Here is a 21,352-nt window from a genome sequence, read left to right on the forward strand (position 1 = left end):
ATAAAAAGTGGAAGTTAAATTATCAAGAATTAATATAAATGAATCAGCTATCTTCCACAGCAATACAATTAAAAAGAATCCAAGGAGCGATTATGATGGAAAACAAAAAAACAATCTATTTCTTATGTACAGGCAATTCATGCAGAAGCCAAATGGCGGAAGGATGGGCAAAAAAACATTTGGGAGACCATTGGGAAGTAAAAAGTGCAGGTCTTGAAGCTCATGGCCTGAACCCAAACGCTGTAAAAGCTATGAAGGAAGCAGGCATTGATATTTCAAATCAGACTTCTGATACAATTGATCCTGAAATTTTAAATAACGCAGATTTGGTTGTTACGCTTTGCGGACATGCGGCAGATCATTGCCCTGTCACGCCTCCGCATGTTAAACGTGTTCACTGGGGATTCGATGACCCTGCGAGAGCTGAAGGAACTGAAGAAGAGAAATGGGCATTTTTCCAGCGTGTTCGTGATGAAATTGGCGAACGAATCCAGAAGTTTAAAGAAACAGGCGAGTAAAACTGCCATAAAGTTAATATAAGCCGGGGCTTTTCCCGGCTATTTTCATAAAGGAGAGGATAATATGGCGGAATTAGAAATCTTTGATCCGGCATTATGCTGTGCGACAGGTGTTTGCGGACCAAGTGTGGACCCGAAACTGGCAAGAGTGGCTTCCGCATTATTTATTCTTGAAGGCAAAGGTTTTTCTATAAAAAGATACAATCTGGGAAATGAGCCAGACGTCTATGTTAATAATCCAATTGTCAGCAAGCTTTTAAATGAAAAGGGCCCGGATGTGCTGCCGCTGATTCTTCTTGACGGGAAAGCTGTTAAGGAAGGCAGTTACCCAACAAACGAGGAGCTGGCTTCATGGTTTGGCGTTAATGCATCGATATTGGAGGCAAAAAAATCATCTAATAGCTTGTTATAAGAGGGAAGGTTTTAAAATGTTAAAACGATTCGATCCTGCAGAAATTACAATGACTCCTTTTATGTTTTTTACGGGGAAGGGAGGAGTAGGCAAAACATCGACCGCAAGTGCGCTGGCTATTACACTTGCTGATCAGGGCAAGAAGGTGCTGATTGTATCGACTGACCCTGCTTCCAATCTTCAGGATGTTTTCAAAACGGAATTGACGAATAATATCAGCGCTGTTCCAGATGTCTATGGACTATATGCCTGTAATCTTGATCCTGAAGAGGCAGCAAGAGCGTATAGAGAAAGGACTATCGGTCCATACCGGGGCAAGCTTCCTGAAAGTGTAGTTCAAACAATGGAGGAACAGCTGTCTGGTGCTTGCACAGTTGAAATTGCTGCCTTCGATGAGTTTACAAACTTATTGGCAAATCCCGAAATTCATGAAGCGTATGATCATATTATTTTTGACACTGCTCCAACAGGCCACACACTTCGTTTGCTTCAACTTCCAGCAGCCTGGACTGACTTTTTAAATGAGAGCACACACGGGGCAAGCTGTCTGGGCCCGCTTTCGGGATTAAGTGCAAAAAAAGATCTTTATGCAAAATCTCTGGCAGCGCTATCAGATGGGGAAAAGACAACTCTGATTCTCGTATCACGTCCGGAGGCGTCCGCATTAGCGGAAGCAGATCGCGCCTCAAAGGAATTGGGCGAGACAGGAATCAAAAGCCAGATTGTGTTAATTAACGGTATCCTTCAAAATGAATTAGAAGGTGATACCATTTCCGAAGCGTTTTATAGAAAGCAGCAAAAAGCCCTTTCTGCCATGCCGGCTAAATTGGCAGAACTCTCCCTATACGCGGTTCCTTTAATCGCTGGGTCATTGACCGGCCCGCAATCATTAAGGAAACTATTTACTAAAAACCAGTCTGAGTCTGGAATCGCACAGGAAAAGGACCGAATTGAAATTCCTTCTCTTCAGGCAGTACTGGATGATTTACACGAGAGCAACAAAAATGTTATTTTTACAATGGGGAAAGGCGGAGTTGGAAAAACAACTGCAGCTTCGGCTATTGCTGTCGGACTTGCAGAAAAGGGCAAACGTGTCCATTTGACAACAACAGATCCAGCTTCACATTTAACCCATATATTTGGCGATGAGCATAGCTTTGGCAATTTAACAATTAGCAGCATCGATCCAAAGGATGAAGTGGAAAAATACCGTAAAGAGGTACTGGGCAGGGTATCAGCAAAGCTTGATGAAGAAGCGATCGCATATATCAAAGAGGATCTTGAATCCCCGTGCACAGAAGAAATTGCCGTGTTCAGAGCTTTTGCAGAGGTAGTGGCAAGCGCTAAAGAAGAAGTGGTAGTTATTGATACGGCACCAACCGGACATACCCTGCTTCTGCTGGATGCAGCTCATTCTTATCATAAAGAGTTGGAGAGGTCCACTGGTGAAGTTCCTGAAAGTGTAAAAGAGCTGCTGCCTAAATTGAGGAACAATAAAGAAACAGAGGTTGTAATTGTTACACTTCCAGAAGCAACCCCTGTTTTTGAAGCTGCGAGGCTCCAGGAGGATTTAAAAAGGGCAGATATATCGCCTAAATGGTGGGTCATAAATCAAAGTTTCTATGCTGCGGATACCGAAGACCCCATTTTGCGTGGAAAGGCCGCTTATGAAAAAGAATGGATTCTTAAGGTTAAGAATGAACTGGCGAAGGACCTTGCAGTTATTCCATGGTTAGAGGACGAGCAAATTGGCTATAGCGAATTACTGAAAATATACAAGAAGAAAGGATGAACGTCATGAAAATTACTGACGGAGCCCGTGACCTGCTGAAGCAAGTGCTTCAGGAGAAAAATACGGGTGGTATTAGAGTTTATTTTGCAGGCTATGGCTGAGGAGGCCCACAGATTGGACTGGCTCTGGATGAGCCGGAAGCAGATGACATAACAGAAACCATCAATGAAATCCAGGTTGCCTTTGACCCGGAAATCAAATCTTACACAGAAGGCATGACTCTTGAGCATGATCAACAAAGAGAAGGTCTTGTCCTGCTAGGTAATGAAAGTGATTGCTGCTAAGCAGCAAGCAAAAGACACCTCATTTTTTTGAGGTGTCTTTTTGTGATTGTGTTAAAGCTATTGTTGTCTTTGAACCTGTTGATAGTAGAGAAAGAGGGCGAGACCTTTCGAAAATACAAATCCCCGATTCTTCGTGCCGTGTTTATGCGAGTAAGTTCATCAGATGTCCGACGGGAGGAGAGTGTCAAAGGAAGGCACTATGCGAATGCATCGAGGAGTCTCCCGGACCGACCGCAGAAACCAGTCTCAGGAACGGAAATCACCAGGGAAGGTTAATAGAAAACTGTTGATAAAAAAAATTTGATTTATAGGTTGACATTATACCTTAAGGGGTATAATATATGTATTGTATTTGAATCATACATGCAGAGGAGATTATAATGCTATATATTTTACTAACTTTGTTGTTACTTATAATCCCGTTGTTCAAAAGGTATTACCCTGTGAAAAACATACCATGTTATAGTTTGGAACAGTGCAGTCCCAAAGAAGATACTGTCCTGCTGGACGTCAGGGATTATAATGATTCCTGCCACTGTGAAATACCTGGGGCGATCAATCTTCCGATTCCATATATAAATAGGCACATTAAAGAAATACCTCATAACCAAATCCATTTGGTTGCATCCAGCCCATTAGAAAAAAATGTGGGAATCAGGATGCTCCGAAAAAAAGGTTTTAACATAGTCGGTTTTTCAATGCCAGAATGCCATTGTGTAAAATAAAGGCTCTGTTAAAGCTTATTGTTGTTTTTTGCACCCTGTTGATTGGAGCGGAGGGCACGATACTCCAGCGGGAATGCGGATCAAAGGGAGTCCCCGCAGGAGCTTCGGACCGCCCGCGGAAAGGGAGTGCCTGCAGTGGAAATCAACAGGCCAATTTAACAGAGCCAAAATAAAAAATAAAATGGGGTGAAAATTGTGTTATACGATGCAAAAACTCAAAATCGAATCAAAAGGGCGGAGGGGCAGCTAAGAGGCATTTTGAAAATGATGGAGGAAGAAAAAGATTGCAAATCTGTCATTACCCAGCTAACAGCATCCCGGTCAGCGATTGATAAAGCAATTGCAGTTATTGTCAGTTCAAATCTTGAACAATGTATTCTCGAAAGCGCGGAAAAGGGAACTGAGAATTCCAGCATGATTGAAGAGGCCGTCAACTTACTTGTTAAAAGCAGATAAAAGGTAGTTGACTTCCTTTTTTTATTAAGCTACAATATACCCTACAAGGTATAATGAAGATTGATTAACACTATATTAATATTTACAATCACACAAATTCGGAGGTAAACAAATGACTATTGTAAATGGAATTATTATCGCCCTGCTTATTATTCTTCTAGCTCAGAAGCTGATCCCGGTAAAGGGCATAAAGCAGATGACAACTGCTCAGCTGAAGAATGAATTAAAGGACAAAAACAAGCAATACATTGATGTAAGAACACCTGCAGAATTTAAAGGCTTTCATGTTCCAGGGTTTGTTAACATGCCTCTTCATCAGCTTCACCAGAAAATGGGGCAGCTATCAAAGGACAAAGAAGTAGTTGTTATTTGTCAAAGCGGAATGAGAAGCAGCAAAGCAAGCAAAATACTAAAAAAAGCGGGTTTTAAAAACATTACAAACATCAAAGGCGGAGTAAGCGCCTGGAGATAACGGGGAGGATGTAAAATGAAAACATTGACTGTTAAAGAAGTAGAACAAAAACTAGCTGCCGGAGAGAAATTAAATATCATTGATGTTCGTGAAGTGGATGAAGTAAAAGAAGGAAAGATACCTTCAGCTATCCATATTCCGCTTGGATTAATTGAATTCCGTATGCATGAGCTGGATAAGAATAAAGAATATGTTATGGTTTGCCGATCAGGCAACCGCAGCGGATTAGCTGCTCGCTTTCTTGAAGGCCAGGGTTTTAGCGTAATTAACATGCTTGGCGGTATGATGAACTGGGATGGCCCTACAGAATAAAAAGCCAATTGACTATCTGGCAATATTTTTTTAAAATAAAATATACTTACGGGGGTAAATTGTATGAAGGAAATGACTGCAAAACAAGTTGCTGAGTTTGTAATTGAGAAAAAGGACTTGTTTATTCTGGATGTAAGAAATGAAAGTGATTATAAGGACTGGAAAATTGAAGGGGAAAAAGTAGAATCCATTAATATTCCATATTTTGATTTAATTGACGGAGTAGAACCTGCTCTTGAAAAACTTCCAAGCGATAAACAAATTCTTGTTGTTTGTGCAAAAGAGGGATCTTCAAAATTTGTAGCTGAATCTTTGGAGGAAGCTGGAATCTCTAACGTTTCATATCTTCAAGGGGGTATGAAATCCTGGAGCGAATACTTATATAAAGCAGAAGTATATCGCGATGAAAACGTAAAGGTATACCAATTCATCCGTGTCGGAAAAGGATGTCTCTCCTATATGGTTGTATCCGGAAAAGAAGCCCTGGTAGTTGATCCATCCAGATTTACTGGAATATACGAAGAAGAAGCAGCAAAAGCTGGGCTTAAGATCACTCATATTGTAGATTCCCATTTACACGCTGATCATATCTCAGGCGGTAAAGAACTTTCAGATCGTACAGGCGCTAAATACTACCTCATGCAAAGTGAAGGAGCTATTTTCGACATCAACGCACTGGAAGAGCACGATGAGATCGTTTTTGAAGATGTAAAGCTGGAAGTACTTGCTGTTAAAACTCCTGGTCATACACCAGGCAGTGTATCGTTCTTTGTGAACGACAAGCTGTTGTTCTCTGGAGACACTATCTTTGTTGGGGGACTTGGACGCCCGGACTTGGGAGGAAAAGTTGCAGAATGGGCGCAGGACTTATTTAACACAGTCTATGAAAAAGTAGCAGCGATTGCAGATGATGTAATTGTTCTTCCTGGACATTATGCAGATTTGGATGATGAAATGAACGAAGAAGGCTTTATTGGAGACCTATTAGGAAATATCCGATCACGAAACGAACTTATGCAGAACAAAAATAAGGCAGAATTCGTAGATATGGTTGTTGCGAATGCTAATTCTGAAACTCCTCCAAACTTTGAGGAAATTGTAGCGATTAACCGCGGCGTCATGAAGGCTGAAGCAGAAAAGCAACAAGAACTGGAGATCGGACCTAACCGCTGTGCGCTTCACCATACACATTAATTTTGATCCTAGGGGAGAATATTTCTCCCCTTTATCAATGGCTCAGTTAACTTGTTATTGATTTTAGAACGTGTTGATTAGAGCAGCAGGAGCGAGATCCTCAAAGAGCAACAAAGATCATATATAAATAAAAAGGAAAACCCTGTTGACAGATCATCTAATATAAGATAGTATATACCCTGTAAGGTATTAATACGATATAAGGTATTAATACTATTATCACAGTAAAAATAAGATAAACAAATATTTTTTTGATTAAATATATACCTATTAGGGTAAAGGGAGGAAGAAGAACAAATGGAAAAGAAAAAAACAACGATTGTTCTTTTCAGTGGGGACTATGACAAAGTAATGGCGGCTTATATTATTGCAAATGGTGCTGCTGCGTACGATCATGAGGTAACGATTTTTCACACTTTTTGGGGATTAAATGCTTTAAGAAAAGATGAACCAATTCAAGTGAATAAATCGTTTATAGAGAAAATGTTTGGCAAAATGATGCCAAGGGGACCTGAGAAAATGGGTCTTTCAAAAATGAATATGGCTGGAATGGGTCCTAAAATGATTAAAGATATCATGAAAAAACACAACACAATGCCAGTAAGCGACCTTATTGAAATGGCAAAAGAACAGGACGTTAAGCTTGTAGCTTGCCAAATGACTGTTGACCTTCTTGGCTTTAAACAAGATGAAATTATTGATGGCGTTGAATTTGCCGGTGTTGCTGCGTACTTAGCTGATGCAGAAGATGGCAATGTCAACTTATTCATATAATCAAATTTCGCAAATATGATAGGGGGATTTTTTGAATGGAAGCATTAAAAACAAATTTTACAGTTGACGCGAAAGGCCTTGCATGTCCAATGCCGATTGTAAAAACAAAAAAAGCGATTAATGACTTAAATCCTGGAGAAGTACTTGAGGTTCTTGCAACAGATAAAGGATCAAAGGCTGATATCCAGGCATGGGCTAAAAGCTCTGGCCATCAATATCTTGGAACAATTGAAGAAGGAGAAGTGTTAAAGCACTACATCCGCAAAGCAAGTGCAAATGAAGAGCGTGAAGCTGCAAAATTTGAGCCTGTTGCTTCAAATGAAGAGCTTCAAACAGAGCTTGACTCAAATTCTGATATTGTCGTTCTTGATGTAAGGGAGCCTGCTGAATTTGCATTTGGCCATATTCCGAACGCTGTTTCAATTCCTTTCGGCGAACTGGAAGAGCGCATCGGCGAATTGAACAAGGATAAGAAAATCTATGTAGTATGCCGTACAGGAAGCCGCAGTGATATGGCGTCACAGACATTAACCGAAAAAGGCTTCACCAACGTAATTAATGTTGTACCTGGAATGTCCGAGTGGAATGGACCAACTGAAACAAAAGTTAACTAAAAATTTTTAACTGAAATGATACAGTAGGAGGTATAAAGATGGCGAAAGTAATGACAGCTAAAGAAGTAACGAAAAAAGTTTTCAATAATGAAGAATTTTTCATCCTTGATGTCCGCAATGAAAGTGACTTTAACGATTGGAAAATTGAAGGCAAAAACTTCGAATATTTAAATGTTCCTTACTTCGATCTTCTTGATGGAGTAGAACCTATCCTTGATAAAATTCCGGCTGATAAAGAGTTACTGGTAGTTTGTGCAAAAGAAGGTTCTTCAGTAATGGTTGCAGACATGCTTGAAGAAGCAGGACGTGAAGCTTCTTACCTTCAAGGCGGAATGAAAGCTTGGAGTGAACATCTTGAGCCTGTTAAAGTAGGCGATTTGAAGGATGGCGGAGAAATGTATCAATTCGTCCGCATCGGCAAGGGCTGCCTATCTTACATGGTTATTTCCAACGGTGAAGCTGCGATTGTTGATGCAACTAGAATGACTGATGTATTTACTGATTTTGCTGCTGAAAAGAATGCAGAAATCAAGCATGTCTTTGATACACATCTGCATGCTGACCATATTTCCGGCGGAAGAAAAATTGCTGAAAAAACTGGTGCTTCATACTGGCTTCCTCCTAAGGACGCTGAGGAAGTAACATTTGAATATAACCGCCTTGAAGATGGAAACGAGGTAATGATTGGTTCCACAAAAATTACCATTCAGGCTGTTTATTCACCTGGCCATACAATCGGTTCAACCTCTTTTGTAGTTGATGATCAATACCTTCTATCAGGTGATATCCTGTTCATCGATTCAATTGGACGTCCTGACTTGGCGGGTAAAGCTGGTGATTGGGCTGGAGATTTAAGGGAAACCCTCTACAAGCGTTATAAAGAGCTATCAAGCGAATTAATTGTTATGCCTGCACACTTCATGATCATTGATGAGTTAAACGAAGATGGCAGCGTATCTGAAAAGCTTGGGACTTTATTTGCTAAAAACCACGGGTTAAACATTAAAGATGAAGGTGAGTTCAGAAAATTGGTTTCTGAAAATCTTCCTCCTCAGCCGAATGCTTATCAGGAAATCCGTGAAACAAATATGGGTAAAGTCAGCCCGGATGAAGAGAAACAGCGTGAAATGGAAATCGGACCAAACCGCTGTGCTGTAAGATAACTTTTTTGAATTGGATTTTGGTTTAACTTTAATACTAACTATAAAAAATCGGAGGAATGAAATCATGAATGTAACAAAAGTATTAGATGCAAAAGGTCTAGCTTGCCCAATGCCAATCGTAAAAACAAAGAAAGCAATCGGTGAAATCGAATCCGGCCAAGTGCTTGAAATTCATACAACTGACAAAGGCGCAGTTAAAGATTTAGCTGCCTGGACAGAATCAACTGGCCATGAACTTTTAAAGCATGAGGACGATAATGGAGTTCTAAAGTTCTGGGTTAAAAAAGGCTAATATAATGAAATGATAAAAGGGAGTTGTTACTCCCTTTTGTCGATTTAAAGGAGGGAACAGCCACATGGATTTTACCTTTTTAATCGTTATCTTTTTAATTGGTTTCATCGGCTCTTATATTTCCGGTATGGTCGGAATCGGCGGTTCAATTATTAAGTATCCTATGCTTTTATACATTCCACCATTATTTGGTTTAGCGTCATTTTCCGCTCATGAAGTATCGGGAATCAGTGCTGTACAGGTGTTTTTTGCCACTATCGGGGGCGTCTGGGCATACAGAAAAGGCGGCTATTTAAATAAAACACTTATCATATATATGGGTTCTGCTATATTAATCGGTAGTTTGATCGGAAGCTACGGTTCACGTTTCATGTCTGAAGGCGGCATTAACCTGGTATACGGAGTATTGGCTTTGATTGCTGCAGTCATGATGTTCGTACCGAAAAAGGGTTTGGACGATATACCATTGGACCAGGTAAAGTTCAATAAATGGCTTGCAGCCTTCTTTGCTCTGGTGGTCGGAGTTGGAGCTGGTATCGTCGGTGCTGCAGGAGCATTCCTGCTTGTTCCAATCATGCTTGTTGTGTTAAAAATTCCTACAAGGATGACCATTGCAACATCCCTGGCGATTACATTTATTTCTTCAATTGGTTCAACAGTAGGTAAGGTTGCAACTGGCCAGGTTGATTACATCCCAGCTGCCATCATGATCGTAGCAAGCTTAATTGCATCTCCGCTAGGTGCAAATGCGGGAAAGAAAGTAAATACAAAAATCCTGCAGATTATCTTGGCTGTGCTTATCCTAGGTACATCTATTAAGATCTGGATGGATATTCTATAATAACAAAAGGGGTCAGCATTTGCTGTCCTCTTTTTGAGTTTAACTTGAGAATAAATGGAAAATATAAAGCTATACTCTAATCCGGGGAGAGTTGTTTCAAATGGAAGAAACAAAGGAGTCAAAATACATACAGCAGCACTTGGCCAACGAACGTACTTTTTTGGCTTGGGTTCGTACGTCGATAGCTGTAATCGGCATAGGGGTTCTGGCATCTACACTGCATTTTAATAACATACAGAGGGTAAATGAATTTGCTGACAGTATTGCGGTGGCATTAAGCCTATTCTCGCTGGTTACTGGACTTACCATACTATTATATTCAACCATGAATTATTTTCGGGTTCGCAAAAGAATTAATACGCAAACCTACACTTCATCAAGGTCTTTAATCTATTTAATAACTATCATCATCTTTTTGATATTCATTCTGTTGTTAACCTATTTATTTGTCATATTAATTTAATAGCCGGGCGGCTGGGCCCCCTACGCACATCAGACCTGGGATAACAAGTCCAAACCTGGGCGTAAAAGTAGAGAAAGCACGTAAAAGGGTAAAAATAGCACGATATGGCAGTTAATCGAAGCGATTAACGACGATAAAAAGGTCCATCCACCAGAAATGGTAGTTAATCGAACGGATCAACGACGATAATAAGGTCCACCCCTCATATATGGTAGTTAATCAGACGGATTAACAAACGAGTGTAAAGCGGACTTCTCATTTGCAGACGCAAAGCAAGTCTAAAACACAGCAAAACCCGAAGCGGTGCGAGGATGAAAGTGCTTCCGGAGTCGATTTTTATTTCTGCTTATCAAATCCATCTGAACCCATAAAAAAAGTCATCCTTAGTGGATGGCTTTCTTTTTAAACCTACCGCCTCTTACCTCAGCAATATCAGCTACTGCCAAAAACGCATTGGGGTCGATTTCTTCGACAATGGCTTTTAGTTTTGCTTCTTCCAGTCTGGTGATTACGCAAAATATTACCTTTTTATCGTCGCCTGTATAGGCGCCCTCGCCATTTAAATAGGTAACTCCTCTTCCGAGCCGGGCAAGAATTGCTTCGCCGATTACTTTATGTTTTTCACTAATAATCCAGGCAGATTTGGACTCATCAAGTCCGCGTATGACAACATCAATTGTTTTAAAAGCAATGAAATAAGCTAGGATGGAATACATGGCACGATTCCAGCCGAAAACAAATCCAGCTGTTCCAAAAATGAAGATATTGAAGAACATGATGATCTCCCCAACAGAGAAGGGGAGTTTTTTATTGACAAGAATGGCCAGAATTTCTGTTCCATCCAATGATCCCCCGTACCTGATAACCATGCCGACCCCTATTCCAAGGACAATTCCGCCAAATACCGTTGCCAATAGCAAGTCTTCTGTAAATACAGGGACGTCATGCAAAAGGAGTGTGGTAGCGGATAATACGGCGATGCCCAATAAGGTGGATAACGCAAAGGTTTTACCAATTTGCTTGTAGCCAATATAGAAGAAAGGAATATTTAAGACGAAGATGAACCAGCCGAGTTTCCAGCCGGATAAATGTGAAAGGATAATGGAGATACCAACGATTCCGCCATCCAGTATCTTATTTGGAACCAGGAATTCTTCAATCCCGACCCCCATAAGAATGGCCCCTAAAATGATAAAGACGATCCTTTTGGCTAGCTTGGCTTTCGTTAATCCTTTATGTAGATTTTGTTCAACAGCAGGTTCTAATGAAACATTCATAAATGACCCCCAATTATGTTATTTTAGAAAAGATTTTTTTGCGTCGATGAATATTAAAAAATTTGAAGATAGTGGTTATTGGAAGAGCCGGTGTTTTTTTTAATCCTTTATAAAACAGTATGATAGCTAGTGCCAATTTAGGCCTTCTTAAAATCCATCTAATGAACAAATTGAAATCTTTAATCTTACACTTTAAATATAATTATAACATTTCATGGATTAATTTGGTTGAATCCAAACTGCCTCTAAAGTTATGAATTAGCTTATAAGTATAATTTCTTCATTTCTTGGAAAAATACCTGCGAGGTGGTTAAATGTATAGGTGGATTATAATCTTGCTGGCATTATTGTTATCCTTAAATTTATCAACAGCTGCGTCTGCAAAAGATAGCAAAAAAAACGATCTTGAATGTATAAGGAAGCAGGAATTTCGCACAAAGGAATTCAACGAACAGGTTACTAGTGATGTGTTTGCAAGTTTCGGGCATAAATATGATGAAATAATTGATCAGAGCATGTATATAAATATGATTGATCTGATGAAGTATTCAGTTCTTACTGCCGGTGAAGATGCACATTTGGAGAGTTTAAAGAAGCAAATGAGAGGCGCTTCAAATGGAGAAAAGAGGCTTTACTTTTTTCATGGGAATCCAGATGAGGCATACATCTTTTATAAAGACCTTAAAAACGGTAATAATATGGTCCATTTAAAGAAGGAGCCAGCTGGCTGGGAAGTAGAGGAAAAGGTCGTGAAAAAAGGGAAGAGAATACCCTTCAAACGTGAAAAATGCGAAGACGATTATTTTATGAAAAGAATGTTTAATAATTTATATCAAAAATAGAAAAAGGTGCCCCAGATCAATCTGGCGGCACCTTTCCATTTCATGGATTAGCAGCAAGTTTTGGCTTCCTTGCAGCAATCTCTATCTGTTTTATTATCTGCTTCCTTGATTTCAATTTGGCAGCATTCCTTGCCATCCTTTGTGACTGATAGGGATTTAAAGACATTCAACATGAATTCACCTCCTTTAAGCAAAAAACAAAATTAACAGGTTTCACATGGATTGCACCCACAGCCTGATAGTTCCTGTTTGGTGGGATTTTGGCGGGCAGGTTTTTCTTTCAGAGGTGAAGAGAACTTCCAGGCATCTCTGGCTATCCTTTCAATTTCCTTTTGTTTAAGCTCTGCGACCATAAAGTCTTCAAATCGAAACATAAATTCCAACTCCTTAATCAATAAAATTTGTTTTATTAATCAAAAAAAATTGATTTTGAGTGCAAAATAAGCAGTGTTGTGTAATCAGATTTGATGTATGATTAAATCAAAATGTTTTGATATTTGTATTATAGTTCCATTAATTCCAAAATGCAACTTAATAATCAAAAAAAATTGATAAATATTTTTCTGCAAAAAATGATTATGAACCCTATCCGGGGGGAAAAGACTTTTTACAAGGTTTATGTTGAAAAAGGGAGGATGTAAAAATGAATAAGGTGATCAAATACGGCAAGAAGCTCGGGAAGGAATTCAAAAATGATCGGGCAACCGGGCTTGCAGCTGAACAAGCCTATTACTATATGCTCTCCATTTTCCCTTTGTTAATCTTGCTTATTTCCATAGTTCCATATCTTTCTTTGGATCCTCAAAAAGCATTATCTTATTTGCAGGCAGTGATGCCGGCAGATTCATATAGTGTAATTGAGGACAATGTAATAAATATTATAACGAAGCCCAATGGCGGGCTGCTGACTTTTGGTATTATCGGTACATTATGGTCGGCCTCTAACGGTATGCAGGCATTTATAAGAGCTATGAATGATGCTTTTGATGTTAAAGAAACAAGGTCGTTTATTAAATCAAGGCTCATATCGATTGGTTTGACAATAGGATTGATTGTGGCCGTTATCATTGCAATGGTTTTGCCGGTTTTCGGAAAACTGATTATGAATTTTGTGGAGAATTTTATTCATATACCAAACGGCATGCAAATCCTTATTACAGTTTTAAGATGGGTAATTGCATTTGCGATCATGGTATCTGTTTTAGCCATCCTTTATAAGGTGGCTCCAAATAAGCATTACCCGTTTAAACATGTTATCCCTGGTGCACTGGCTGCAACAGTAATGTGGCTGATGATATCACTTGGGTTATCTTTTTACGTTAGCAACTTTGGAAATTACTCCGCAACTTATGGAAGTTTAGGCGGGGTAATTGTTATGATGCTATGGTTCTTTTTGACAGGTCTTGCTCTTGTTATTGGCGGAGAAATCAGTGCTATTTACCATAGGCATAAGACGAAAAAGCCTGACGATAATAAGAAGGATATTGATAAAGATAATAGCAGCGGGAAGTTGGATGCAGAGGCTTATAGTACTCTTTCCATAAAGTAACACAAAAAAAACGAGGGGTTAGCCCTCGTTTTATTTGATTTGGTGGATGAATGGTATTTTGATGTTCCACCATTTTTTGAATTTCTTCGGTGTTTCTTTTACAGCTGATACAGTATTATGAAACGTTTGTTTCTTATAATCAATATCCTTCTGGATCTCTTGTTGTGTTGATGTCAGCTCATCAACTCCACTTTTTATTTGATCAGCTTTTAGCTGCATGACAGTGCTTATCGCTGTCAGCTTTTCAATGGCCGGCTTGGCATCCTTGTAAGTTTTAAATGCGTAGATGCCGAGAAATACCAATGATGCGACGATTAGTATCAGGCTTGCATAAACAATGTACATAGTGATCCACCTCCTCATGTTGCTTTTTTAGTGTTTACCCTTTTTCCGAAAAAAGTAACATCGGGATCTTTCTCTTAAAGCATAGGAATAAGGAGAATTCTCAGAATAAATTAAAGAATTGACCTCCATATATGAGTTTGCTAGAATAATCATCATTATATTAATATATTATAAGATTTAGCCCGGGTGCCATAAATTCGGTTCTATGCGCGTTTCTTATTACCTGTATATGTTCAGAAATAGGGTCTGAACGTTTCTACCAGGCTGCCGTAAATAGCTAGCTTGACTACAGGGGATGTAGCCTGGTTTTATTTACATGCTATTTTCTTCTGTATTCTTTATGGGCAGCTTCGCATATTGCGGAGCTTTTTTTAGTTATTTAGAAGAAGGAGGGAAATTGTGTGTCATCATTTTTTCAGTTTCATGAAAGAGGAACATCATTCAAGCAGGAGACAATTGCGGGTTTCACCACCTTTTTGTCAATGGCTTATATATTAATTGTAAATCCTATTATTCTCAGCCAGGCTGGAATGGATAAGGGGGCAGTATTTACTGCCACAGCATTGTCAGCTATTATTGGCTCTCTTCTAATTGGCATGCTATCCAACTATCCGATCGGAATTGCGCCAAGTATGGGCCTAAATTCCTTTTTCACCTTTTCTGTTTGCATCGGGATGGGCATCCCATGGCAAACAGCACTAACGGGTGTATTTGTTTCCGGAATTTTATTTGTGATATTAAGCTTATTAAAGATAAGGGAAAAAATTATTAACATCATCCCAAAGGATTTAAAGCATGCAATTGCTGGCGGAATCGGCTTTTTTATCGCTTTTATCGGTTTGAAAAATGCCGGTCTGATTGTGGGCAATGAAGCGACGTTTGTTTCGATAGGCGATATTAAATCACCAGTAACACTACTCGCTGTCTTTTGTTTTATATTAACCATTGTTTTAATGATCAGAGGCGTTAAAGGTGCTATATTTTATGGAATGGTCATCTCTGCTGCTATCGGGATGCTTCTGGGTCTAATTGATAAGCCAGAAAAAATAATTGGTGCGATCCCAAGTCTTGAGCCAACTTTTGGAGAAGTATTTTTGCATATTGATCAAATCTATACTGCAGAGATGCTTGCCGTCATATTTACTTTCTTATTTGTAGCCTTTTTTGATACAGCTGGAGCATTGATTGCGATTGCCAGCCAGGCAGGGCTTATGAAAAATAATGAAATTCCAAATGCGGGGAGAGCACTGCTGGCGGATTCAAGTGCAACTGTAGTCGGTTCTGTATTAGGCACTTCTACCACTGCTTCGATGATAGAATCAAGCTCTGGAATTGCGGCTGGAGGAAGAACTGGCTTCACCTCTGTGATTATCTCAGCATGTTTCACAATTGCGTTGTTTTTCTCCCCATTGCTGAGTGTAATTACAGCGGAAGTAACATCACCGGCGCTGATTATTGTAGGTGCATTAATGGCAATGGAGGTTAAGCATATTGATTGGGGCAAACTTGAAATAGCCATTCCGGCGTTTGTAACGATCCTGATGATGCCTCTAACATTTAGTGTAGCAACAGGAATCGCCTTGGGATTCATTCTTTACCCCATTACAATGCTGGCACTCCGTAAGCCAAAAGAGATTCATCCCATTATGTACGGACTTTGTATTGCTTTTATGGGCTATTTTGTTTATCTGGCATAAACTGAAGCCTGCCTGTTCATTCAGGCAGTCTTTTTTTGTTTGGCTCTGTTAATGCTTATTGTTGTTTTTTGCACTCTGCAGCGGAAATTAACGGGCAAATTTAACAGAGACTTTTGTTTTATTTTATGTAATTAGTCTAAATATAAAAGGAAGGCAGTAAAAAAACATTGAACAATAGAACAATGTCATACATAATATATATGAGCATATATTCATATAAAAGGGGTGCAGAGTATGGGACACGGACATGGACATTCACATGATCACCATCATACAGGCAATAAAAAAGCTTTAATGTGGGCATTTTTTCTGATCGCTTCCTTTATGATTGTGGAGGTAATAGGCGGTATTCTGACCAATAGCCTTGCGCTCTTATCGGATGCGGGACATATGCTGAGTGATGCAGCCGCACTGGGGTTAAGCTTTTTAGCCATAAAAATGGGAGAAAAGAAGGCAACAAGTTCGAAAACATTTGGATATAAAAGGTTTGAAATCATTGCAGCATCGATTAACGGAATGACACTTCTCCTGATTTCCTTTTATATTTTCTATGAAGCGTATCATCGTATTCTTGAGCCGCCGGCTGTTCAAAGCTTGGGAATGCTTGTTATCTCATCTATTGGCCTGCTAGTGAACATTGCTGCAGCCTTTATATTAATGAGAGGAGATAAGGATCACAACTTGAATGTCAGGAGCGCATTTTTGCATGTTTTGGGAGATTTGCTTGGTTCTGTTGGGGCCATTGCGGCTGCACTTTTGATTTACTTCTTCGGCTGGGGTATTGCAGATCCGATTGCAAGTGTGATTGTGGCTATTCTGATTTTAATTAGCGGCTGGAGAGTTGTAAAGGAATCATTCCACATTTTAATGGAGGGGACTCCTTCCCATTTGGATCCTGAAGATATAAAAAAGAAGCTTCTCCAAGTTAAACATGTCAAGGATGTTCATGATCTTCATATTTGGACGATTACATCGGGTTTCCCTTCTCTGAGCTGCCACCTTGTGATTGAACATGCTGGAGGCCATGATACTGTCCTTCATGAAGCACAGTCTGTGCTTCATGATGAATACGGCGTTGAGCACAGTACTATACAGGTAGAGGGAGAGAAAGAAGGCTGTCCCGGCCATAGTGAGAGCTGCAATTAGTGCTGCAGGCGACAGAACAGCTAATCAGGAATGCTGGGCATGTTCGATAGCCTGCTTTAATAAACTGATGACATGTTCATCGTCATGGCTGTAAAAAAGTGTAGTTCCTTCCCGGCGGAACTTTACCAGTCTAAGGTTTTTTAAAAAACGGAGCTGGTGTGAGACAGTTGACTGCAAAAGGGAGAGTTTTTCTGCTATTTCATTAACCGAATACTCCCCGTGAAATAATAAATGCAAAATGCGCAGTCTGGTTGGATCGGATAAGGCTTTGAAAGTCTGGGAAACCATAAATAGTGTTTCTTCATCTAAGCCGTCAGGAGACGGAAGCGGGTTTTCATTCTTCATAGTTAACACCTCCAATTAAATTATAATCCTGAATAAAAAAAAACAAAACCGCAGAGTAGGGGCCGCTGCGGTTTTATTGCTGTGAAATAAGGTTACTCTCCCTTTTTAATATCTTCTTGGATTTTATCAACAAGTTTTCTCATTTCAGTATGGATTTGTTCTTTTTCAATATTGAGTTCTTTTTTTATCTCATGAAATGACTTTCCCTGTTCCTTCATTTTTATTATCTCGTCTAAATCCTTGTTGGCCGCCTTAGCCATGGCTGAACCGGAAACGAGGAAACGTAAAGGTATTTCTTTATCAAGATAACCCTGTAATTCTTGAGCTGTCTTTCCTGAAAACTCTGACACGTTTTTAAGGACAATGTCTTTATTTTTTTCAAGGAACTTATCCATGTGATGATGGTTTTTCTTAATTTTATTTAAATCAACTCCATAATGCTGGGCCGTTTTCTCCCAGGAGGAGTCATTTTTTTTATAAAAGGCTAATATCTCTTCAACCTTTTGATTTGAAAATTTGGCAATATGGGATGCTATATAAATTTCTTTTTTCGTATACCCTTTCTCTTGCAGGCTTTTTAAAAGTGACTCATCAATAATGCTGTGAGTATGTTCGCCTATATCTTCTTGATTTGGTATTTTGTCTGGCTGTGTTTCTGCGTTCACTGAAAAGGCTGATCCAATTAAAAGGAAGCAAAAAGCCAATACTGTTAATAATCTTTTTTTCATGGTGTTAACACTCCTTTTCGAAATAATGCTTCGTTAATAGCATGTCCCAAGATATAGTAAAACCATGAATAAAATTTTCTAAAGTCAAAGCCTAAAGGGTCAGAGATATTTATTGAAAAAAAAGGTTAATTTCGATTTAATTTAAGGGAAGAAGATGTTCCGGGATGGTGTGGAAAATGAAAATTCTTGTTGTGGAAGATAACCAAAGTGTCTGTTCAATGCTTGAGATGTTTTTTATGAAGGAAGGATATCAGGGAGTTTTTGTCCATGATGGCCAAGAAGGCTTTGTGCGGTTTAATAAAGAGAAATGGGATCTCATAATTGTGGACTGGATGCTTCCCATTATGGATGGTGTGACTCTATGCCGAAAAATTAGGGAGCTGAGCAAGGTGCCAATTATTATGCTCACGGCCAAGGATAGTGAATCTGATCAGGTTTTAGGGCTTGAAATGGGAGCTGATGATTATGTAACAAAGCCATTTAGCCCCCTAACGCTAATGGCAAGAGTTAAAGCTGTCACAAGACGGTTTCAGGCCGAAACGGCTTCAGGAGAGGACAGCCAATCTATTTCCAGTGAATTTTTCAAAATCAGCAAAGAATCAAGAGAGGCGTATTATAATGGCCAGCTTCTCAGTAATCTGACTCCTAAAGAGTTTGATTTGTTATATTATATGGTTAAACACCCGAAGCAGGTTTTTACAAGGGAACAGCTGCTTGACAGCGTCTGGGGATATCAGTTTTACGGAGATGAGCGGACAGTTGATGTACATATAAAACGTCTCAGGAAAAAGATAGGAACGGCAGAGCAGCCATATATCCATACAGTTTGGGGAGTTGGCTATAAATTTGATGAAACGGCAGCGGATAATGAAAATTAAATATTTTTATCAGCTGCTGATCAGCCACGTCAGTATTTTAATTTTGGCGTTCCTGTTATTAAGCCTGCTTTTCTCCCAGTTTGTTGAGAATTATATTTTCGAAAATAAAGTGGATGAATTAAATTCCTATGGAGAACGGATTTTAACAGATTTAACTGTCAGGATTGAAGGAAACGAGCAATTTTTAACCGAATACAGCCAGCTGCTGGACGCAAGAAATATTAAATATATTCTTTTTGACAATAAAGGCAGAGTCTTGTATCCCGAGTTAAAATCAGATCCGATGATTCAGCTGACAAATGCTGAATGGGAGGAAATCTCAAAAGGGAAAAGAGTATCTGTTAAGCATGATATTAAGCGTTTTGATCAGGAAGTAACTTTGGTTGCCCTTCCTTATATGCAAAGAGGCAGGCTCATTGGCGGGGTGCTGCTTTTATCGCCCATCACCGGCGCTATGGAAGTGGTAAGTCAGCTAAACAGATTTTTATTATATACCATCATTATTTCATTAACAGCTACTATATTATTAAGTCTTGTCCTTTCCAAAAACCTGATTAAAAGGATTACTCATCTTCGAAGTGCTGCCTCCATGATTTCTTCCGGGAATTATGATGTGAATGTCCCATATACATATAAGGATGAAATCGGTGATCTGGCCAAGGATTTTAATGAAATGGCAGCTAAACTAAAGAAATCAAACGAAGAAATCAAGCGGCTGGAAAATAGAAGAAGAAAATTTATTGCCGACGTGTCGCATGAGTTACGCACACCCCTAACTACAATAAGCGGATTGGCTGAAGGGATCAAGGATGGATTGATCCCGGAGGAGGAAAAAGCTAAAGGGATGGTACTGATTGACCGGGAGGCAAAAAGGCTCATTCGGCTTGTAAATGAAAATCTTGATTATGAGAAAATCAGATCGAATCAGCTGCAGTTAAATAAAATGGATATTAATCTGATGGAAGCCTTTGAAATTGTAAAGGAACAACTTGAAATTCAGGCAGAGGAAAAAGGAAATAGGATTTATATAGAGGCTGATGAAGAAATTTATGTTTATGCAGATTATGACCGTCTCATCCAAATACTTGTCAATATTGTCAAGAACAGTATCCAATTTACGGAAAATGGCAGCGTGTTTTTAAGAGGGAATAAGAGACCTGATGAAACCATCATTGAAATTGAAGATACGGGCATTGGTATTGATCCGAAGGAAATTGAATCCATCTGGCTGCGATTTTACAAGGCTGATTTATCCAGAACCAATCATTCTTTCGGTGAATTCGGCATTGGGCTTTCAATTGTTAAACAGCTTGTCCAGCTGCATGATGGAAAAATAATGGTGAGCAGCGAGAGAGAAAAGGGAACAAAATTTACGATTAGGATTCCGAGAGCGCAGGGCTAATTGGTACAGCCGGCCTTTTTTGAAGACAAGCATCTTTGTGAAGCCGAATTCCTTTGTGCCCATGGATGAAGAAAAGAGGAGAGAACGGGAACGTGGGCATCGGATTCGTACCAAAGCACACCAGGAAACGTTAAGAGAATAGGAACGGAAATCCATATTAGTATCAGATACATATGAAGGGTGGATATTGATGCCACAAAAAAGGATAGGCAGGATTTTCTTTATTATCATCATTGGTTTTCTTTTTTTCATAGCCTATTCAGCGTACAGCATTTGGTCTTTCAGTTCGAAAAATGAATTGGTTATGGCTGATGCTGCGATTGTCCTTGGGGCTGCAGCTTGGGATGATGAGCCCTCTCCTGTTTTGCGCGAGCGAATAAACCACGCGATTTGGCTCTATGACAATGGTTATGCTGAGAAGCTAATTTTTACAGGCGGCAAGAACGGTGAGGACAGGTTTGCTGAATCGGAGGTAGCGAGGGAATATGCTATTAATAATAATGTTAAGGCAGAAGACATTCTAATTGAAACGAAATCTGCCATAACAGAAGAGAATCTTAAGTACGCCATTAAGGTTGCTTTTGATCATCACTTAGAGACATTTCTTATTGTGAGCGATCCTTTGCACATGAAAAGGGCTATGCTTATGACAAAGAATGATGGGGTAGAGGCTTATCCTTCTCCGACACAGAGTTCGGTTTATACATCATTAGAAACGAAAATTCCTTTTTTCTTTAGAGAGCTTTTTTTCTATATAGGATATATTATTAGCTTGCCTTTTCGTTAATAGGTAAGTGGACCATTAAAAAAAGGAACAGCTCCCAGAGGGCT

The 21,352-nt window shown here is 39.4% G+C and carries 27 protein-coding genes and 1 riboswitch; of the genes, 21 read left to right on the plus strand and 6 right to left on the minus strand.

Translation table 11 applies throughout. The annotated features are described in order from the left end of the window. Nucleotides 1-95: 95 nt before the first annotated feature. From arsC to J7I93_RS21625, 14 genes are all read left to right on the plus strand, one after another. The gene (arsC, locus tag J7I93_RS21555; protein WP_214728470.1) at nucleotides 96-518 is read left to right on the plus strand and encodes an arsenate reductase (thioredoxin); all 423 of its coding nucleotides are present in this window, start codon (nucleotides 96-98) and stop codon (nucleotides 516-518) included. A gap of 64 nt (nucleotides 519-582) precedes the next feature. Next, a complete protein-coding gene (gene arsD / locus J7I93_RS21560; RefSeq protein ID WP_214728380.1) occupies nucleotides 583-930 on the plus strand; it encodes an arsenite efflux transporter metallochaperone ArsD in 348 nt (115 codons plus the stop codon). A 16-nt stretch (nucleotides 931-946) separates the two neighbouring features. After that, complete coding sequence (arsA, locus tag J7I93_RS21565) at nucleotides 947-2,722, plus strand: arsenical pump-driving ATPase (RefSeq protein WP_214728382.1); 1,776 nt, start codon at nucleotides 947-949, stop codon at nucleotides 2,720-2,722. A 664-nt stretch (nucleotides 2,723-3,386) separates the two neighbouring features. Continuing rightward, nucleotides 3,387-3,731 (plus strand): rhodanese-like domain-containing protein, encoded by a 345-nt coding sequence (locus tag J7I93_RS21575; RefSeq protein WP_214728386.1) that lies wholly within the window; start codon nucleotides 3,387-3,389, stop codon nucleotides 3,729-3,731. Nucleotides 3,732-3,926: 195 nt separating this feature from the next. Next, nucleotides 3,927-4,187, plus strand: a complete 261-nt coding sequence (locus tag J7I93_RS21580) for a metal-sensitive transcriptional regulator (protein WP_214728388.1) — start codon at nucleotides 3,927-3,929, stop codon at nucleotides 4,185-4,187. A gap of 112 nt (nucleotides 4,188-4,299) precedes the next feature. Further along, on the plus strand, nucleotides 4,300-4,659 hold the full coding sequence (locus tag J7I93_RS21585) for a rhodanese-like domain-containing protein (protein ID WP_214728390.1): 360 nt from the start codon (nucleotides 4,300-4,302) through the stop codon (nucleotides 4,657-4,659). Nucleotides 4,660-4,674: 15 nt separating this feature from the next. Next, on the plus strand, nucleotides 4,675-4,971 hold the full coding sequence (locus tag J7I93_RS21590; RefSeq protein WP_214728392.1) for a rhodanese-like domain-containing protein: 297 nt from the start codon (nucleotides 4,675-4,677) through the stop codon (nucleotides 4,969-4,971). Nucleotides 4,972-5,034: 63 nt separating this feature from the next. Beyond that, nucleotides 5,035-6,165, plus strand: a complete 1,131-nt coding sequence (locus J7I93_RS21595) for an MBL fold metallo-hydrolase (protein WP_214728394.1) — start codon at nucleotides 5,035-5,037, stop codon at nucleotides 6,163-6,165. A 297-nt stretch (nucleotides 6,166-6,462) separates the two neighbouring features. Then, nucleotides 6,463-6,939, plus strand: coding sequence for a DsrE/DsrF/DrsH-like family protein (locus J7I93_RS21600; protein WP_144543298.1), 477 nt, complete (start codon nucleotides 6,463-6,465; stop codon nucleotides 6,937-6,939). Nucleotides 6,940-6,974: 35 nt separating this feature from the next. Beyond that, nucleotides 6,975-7,553, plus strand: coding sequence for a sulfurtransferase TusA family protein (locus J7I93_RS21605; RefSeq protein ID WP_214728396.1), 579 nt, complete (start codon nucleotides 6,975-6,977; stop codon nucleotides 7,551-7,553). 38 nt (nucleotides 7,554-7,591) lie between these two features. After that, on the plus strand, nucleotides 7,592-8,716 hold the full coding sequence (locus J7I93_RS21610) for an MBL fold metallo-hydrolase (RefSeq protein ID WP_214728398.1): 1,125 nt from the start codon (nucleotides 7,592-7,594) through the stop codon (nucleotides 8,714-8,716). A gap of 64 nt (nucleotides 8,717-8,780) precedes the next feature. Next, the gene (locus J7I93_RS21615; protein WP_144543301.1) at nucleotides 8,781-9,008 is read left to right on the plus strand and encodes a sulfurtransferase TusA family protein; all 228 of its coding nucleotides are present in this window, start codon (nucleotides 8,781-8,783) and stop codon (nucleotides 9,006-9,008) included. A gap of 64 nt (nucleotides 9,009-9,072) precedes the next feature. Next, nucleotides 9,073-9,849 carry a sulfite exporter TauE/SafE family protein gene (locus tag J7I93_RS21620; protein WP_214728400.1) on the plus strand — a complete coding sequence of 259 codons (777 nt, stop codon included), beginning with the start codon at nucleotides 9,073-9,075 and terminating at the stop codon, nucleotides 9,847-9,849. Nucleotides 9,850-9,949: 100 nt separating this feature from the next. Beyond that, nucleotides 9,950-10,312, plus strand: coding sequence for a YidH family protein (locus J7I93_RS21625; protein WP_214728402.1), 363 nt, complete (start codon nucleotides 9,950-9,952; stop codon nucleotides 10,310-10,312). A gap of 383 nt (nucleotides 10,313-10,695) precedes the next feature. Here the strand turns inward: J7I93_RS21625 and J7I93_RS21630 are convergent, their stop codons facing one another. Continuing rightward, nucleotides 10,696-11,589, minus strand: a complete 894-nt coding sequence (locus J7I93_RS21630; RefSeq protein WP_214728404.1) for a YitT family protein — start codon at nucleotides 11,587-11,589, stop codon at nucleotides 10,696-10,698. A 335-nt stretch (nucleotides 11,590-11,924) separates the two neighbouring features. Between J7I93_RS21630 and J7I93_RS21635 the strand changes: the two genes are divergently transcribed. Beyond that, nucleotides 11,925-12,431, plus strand: a complete 507-nt coding sequence (locus J7I93_RS21635) for a hypothetical protein (protein ID WP_214728406.1) — start codon at nucleotides 11,925-11,927, stop codon at nucleotides 12,429-12,431. A gap of 47 nt (nucleotides 12,432-12,478) precedes the next feature. Here the strand turns inward: J7I93_RS21635 and J7I93_RS25445 are convergent, their stop codons facing one another. Beyond that, entirely contained in the window at nucleotides 12,479-12,604 is a 126-nt protein-coding gene (locus J7I93_RS25445) for a hypothetical protein (RefSeq protein WP_285289090.1), read from the minus strand. A gap of 30 nt (nucleotides 12,605-12,634) precedes the next feature. Beyond that, nucleotides 12,635-12,805, minus strand: coding sequence for a hypothetical protein (locus J7I93_RS21640; protein ID WP_214728408.1), 171 nt, complete (start codon nucleotides 12,803-12,805; stop codon nucleotides 12,635-12,637). Between the two features lie 269 nt (nucleotides 12,806-13,074). Here J7I93_RS21640 and J7I93_RS21645 point away from each other — a divergent pair, with 269 nt between their 5' ends. Continuing rightward, nucleotides 13,075-13,980 carry a YihY/virulence factor BrkB family protein gene (locus tag J7I93_RS21645; protein ID WP_214728410.1) on the plus strand — a complete coding sequence of 302 codons (906 nt, stop codon included), beginning with the start codon at nucleotides 13,075-13,077 and terminating at the stop codon, nucleotides 13,978-13,980. Nucleotides 13,981-14,010: 30 nt separating this feature from the next. Here J7I93_RS21645 and J7I93_RS21650 read toward each other — a convergent pair whose 3' ends face one another. Further along, nucleotides 14,011-14,325 carry a DUF948 domain-containing protein gene (locus J7I93_RS21650; RefSeq protein WP_214728412.1) on the minus strand — a complete coding sequence of 105 codons (315 nt, stop codon included), beginning with the start codon at nucleotides 14,323-14,325 and terminating at the stop codon, nucleotides 14,011-14,013. A gap of 203 nt (nucleotides 14,326-14,528) precedes the next feature. Next, nucleotides 14,529-14,634, plus strand: a riboswitch (purine riboswitch). Between the two features lie 92 nt (nucleotides 14,635-14,726). Here J7I93_RS21650 and J7I93_RS21655 point away from each other — a divergent pair. Together J7I93_RS21655 and J7I93_RS21660 are read left to right on the plus strand one after the other, a co-directional pair. Then, nucleotides 14,727-16,022 (plus strand): NCS2 family permease, encoded by a 1,296-nt coding sequence (locus J7I93_RS21655; protein ID WP_214728415.1) that lies wholly within the window; start codon nucleotides 14,727-14,729, stop codon nucleotides 16,020-16,022. Between the two features lie 234 nt (nucleotides 16,023-16,256). Beyond that, entirely contained in the window at nucleotides 16,257-17,168 is a 912-nt protein-coding gene (locus J7I93_RS21660) for a cation diffusion facilitator family transporter (RefSeq protein ID WP_214728416.1), read from the plus strand. A 24-nt stretch (nucleotides 17,169-17,192) separates the two neighbouring features. Here J7I93_RS21660 and J7I93_RS21665 read toward each other — a convergent pair whose 3' ends face one another. Continuing rightward, nucleotides 17,193-17,513, minus strand: coding sequence for an ArsR/SmtB family transcription factor (locus tag J7I93_RS21665; RefSeq protein ID WP_214728417.1), 321 nt, complete (start codon nucleotides 17,511-17,513; stop codon nucleotides 17,193-17,195). 92 nt (nucleotides 17,514-17,605) lie between these two features. Beyond that, complete coding sequence (locus J7I93_RS21670; protein WP_214728418.1) at nucleotides 17,606-18,241, minus strand: hypothetical protein; 636 nt, start codon at nucleotides 18,239-18,241, stop codon at nucleotides 17,606-17,608. Nucleotides 18,242-18,417: 176 nt separating this feature from the next. On the opposite strand from J7I93_RS21670, the gene J7I93_RS21675 reads away from it, so the two are divergent. From J7I93_RS21675 to J7I93_RS21685, 3 genes are all read left to right on the plus strand, one after another. After that, complete coding sequence (locus J7I93_RS21675) at nucleotides 18,418-19,119, plus strand: response regulator transcription factor (RefSeq protein ID WP_214728419.1); 702 nt, start codon at nucleotides 18,418-18,420, stop codon at nucleotides 19,117-19,119. After that, nucleotides 19,109-20,521, plus strand: a complete 1,413-nt coding sequence (locus J7I93_RS21680) for a sensor histidine kinase (protein WP_251025941.1) — start codon at nucleotides 19,109-19,111, stop codon at nucleotides 20,519-20,521. Before J7I93_RS21675 ends, J7I93_RS21680 begins: the two co-directional genes overlap by 11 nt. A gap of 190 nt (nucleotides 20,522-20,711) precedes the next feature. Beyond that, the gene (locus tag J7I93_RS21685) at nucleotides 20,712-21,308 is read left to right on the plus strand and encodes a YdcF family protein (RefSeq protein ID WP_214728420.1); all 597 of its coding nucleotides are present in this window, start codon (nucleotides 20,712-20,714) and stop codon (nucleotides 21,306-21,308) included. The last annotated feature ends 44 nt before the right edge of the window (nucleotides 21,309-21,352 follow it).

This window comes from Bacillus sp. ISL-47 (genome assembly GCF_018613175.1).
Classification (GTDB): domain Bacteria; phylum Bacillota; class Bacilli; order Bacillales; family Cytobacillaceae; genus Cytobacillus.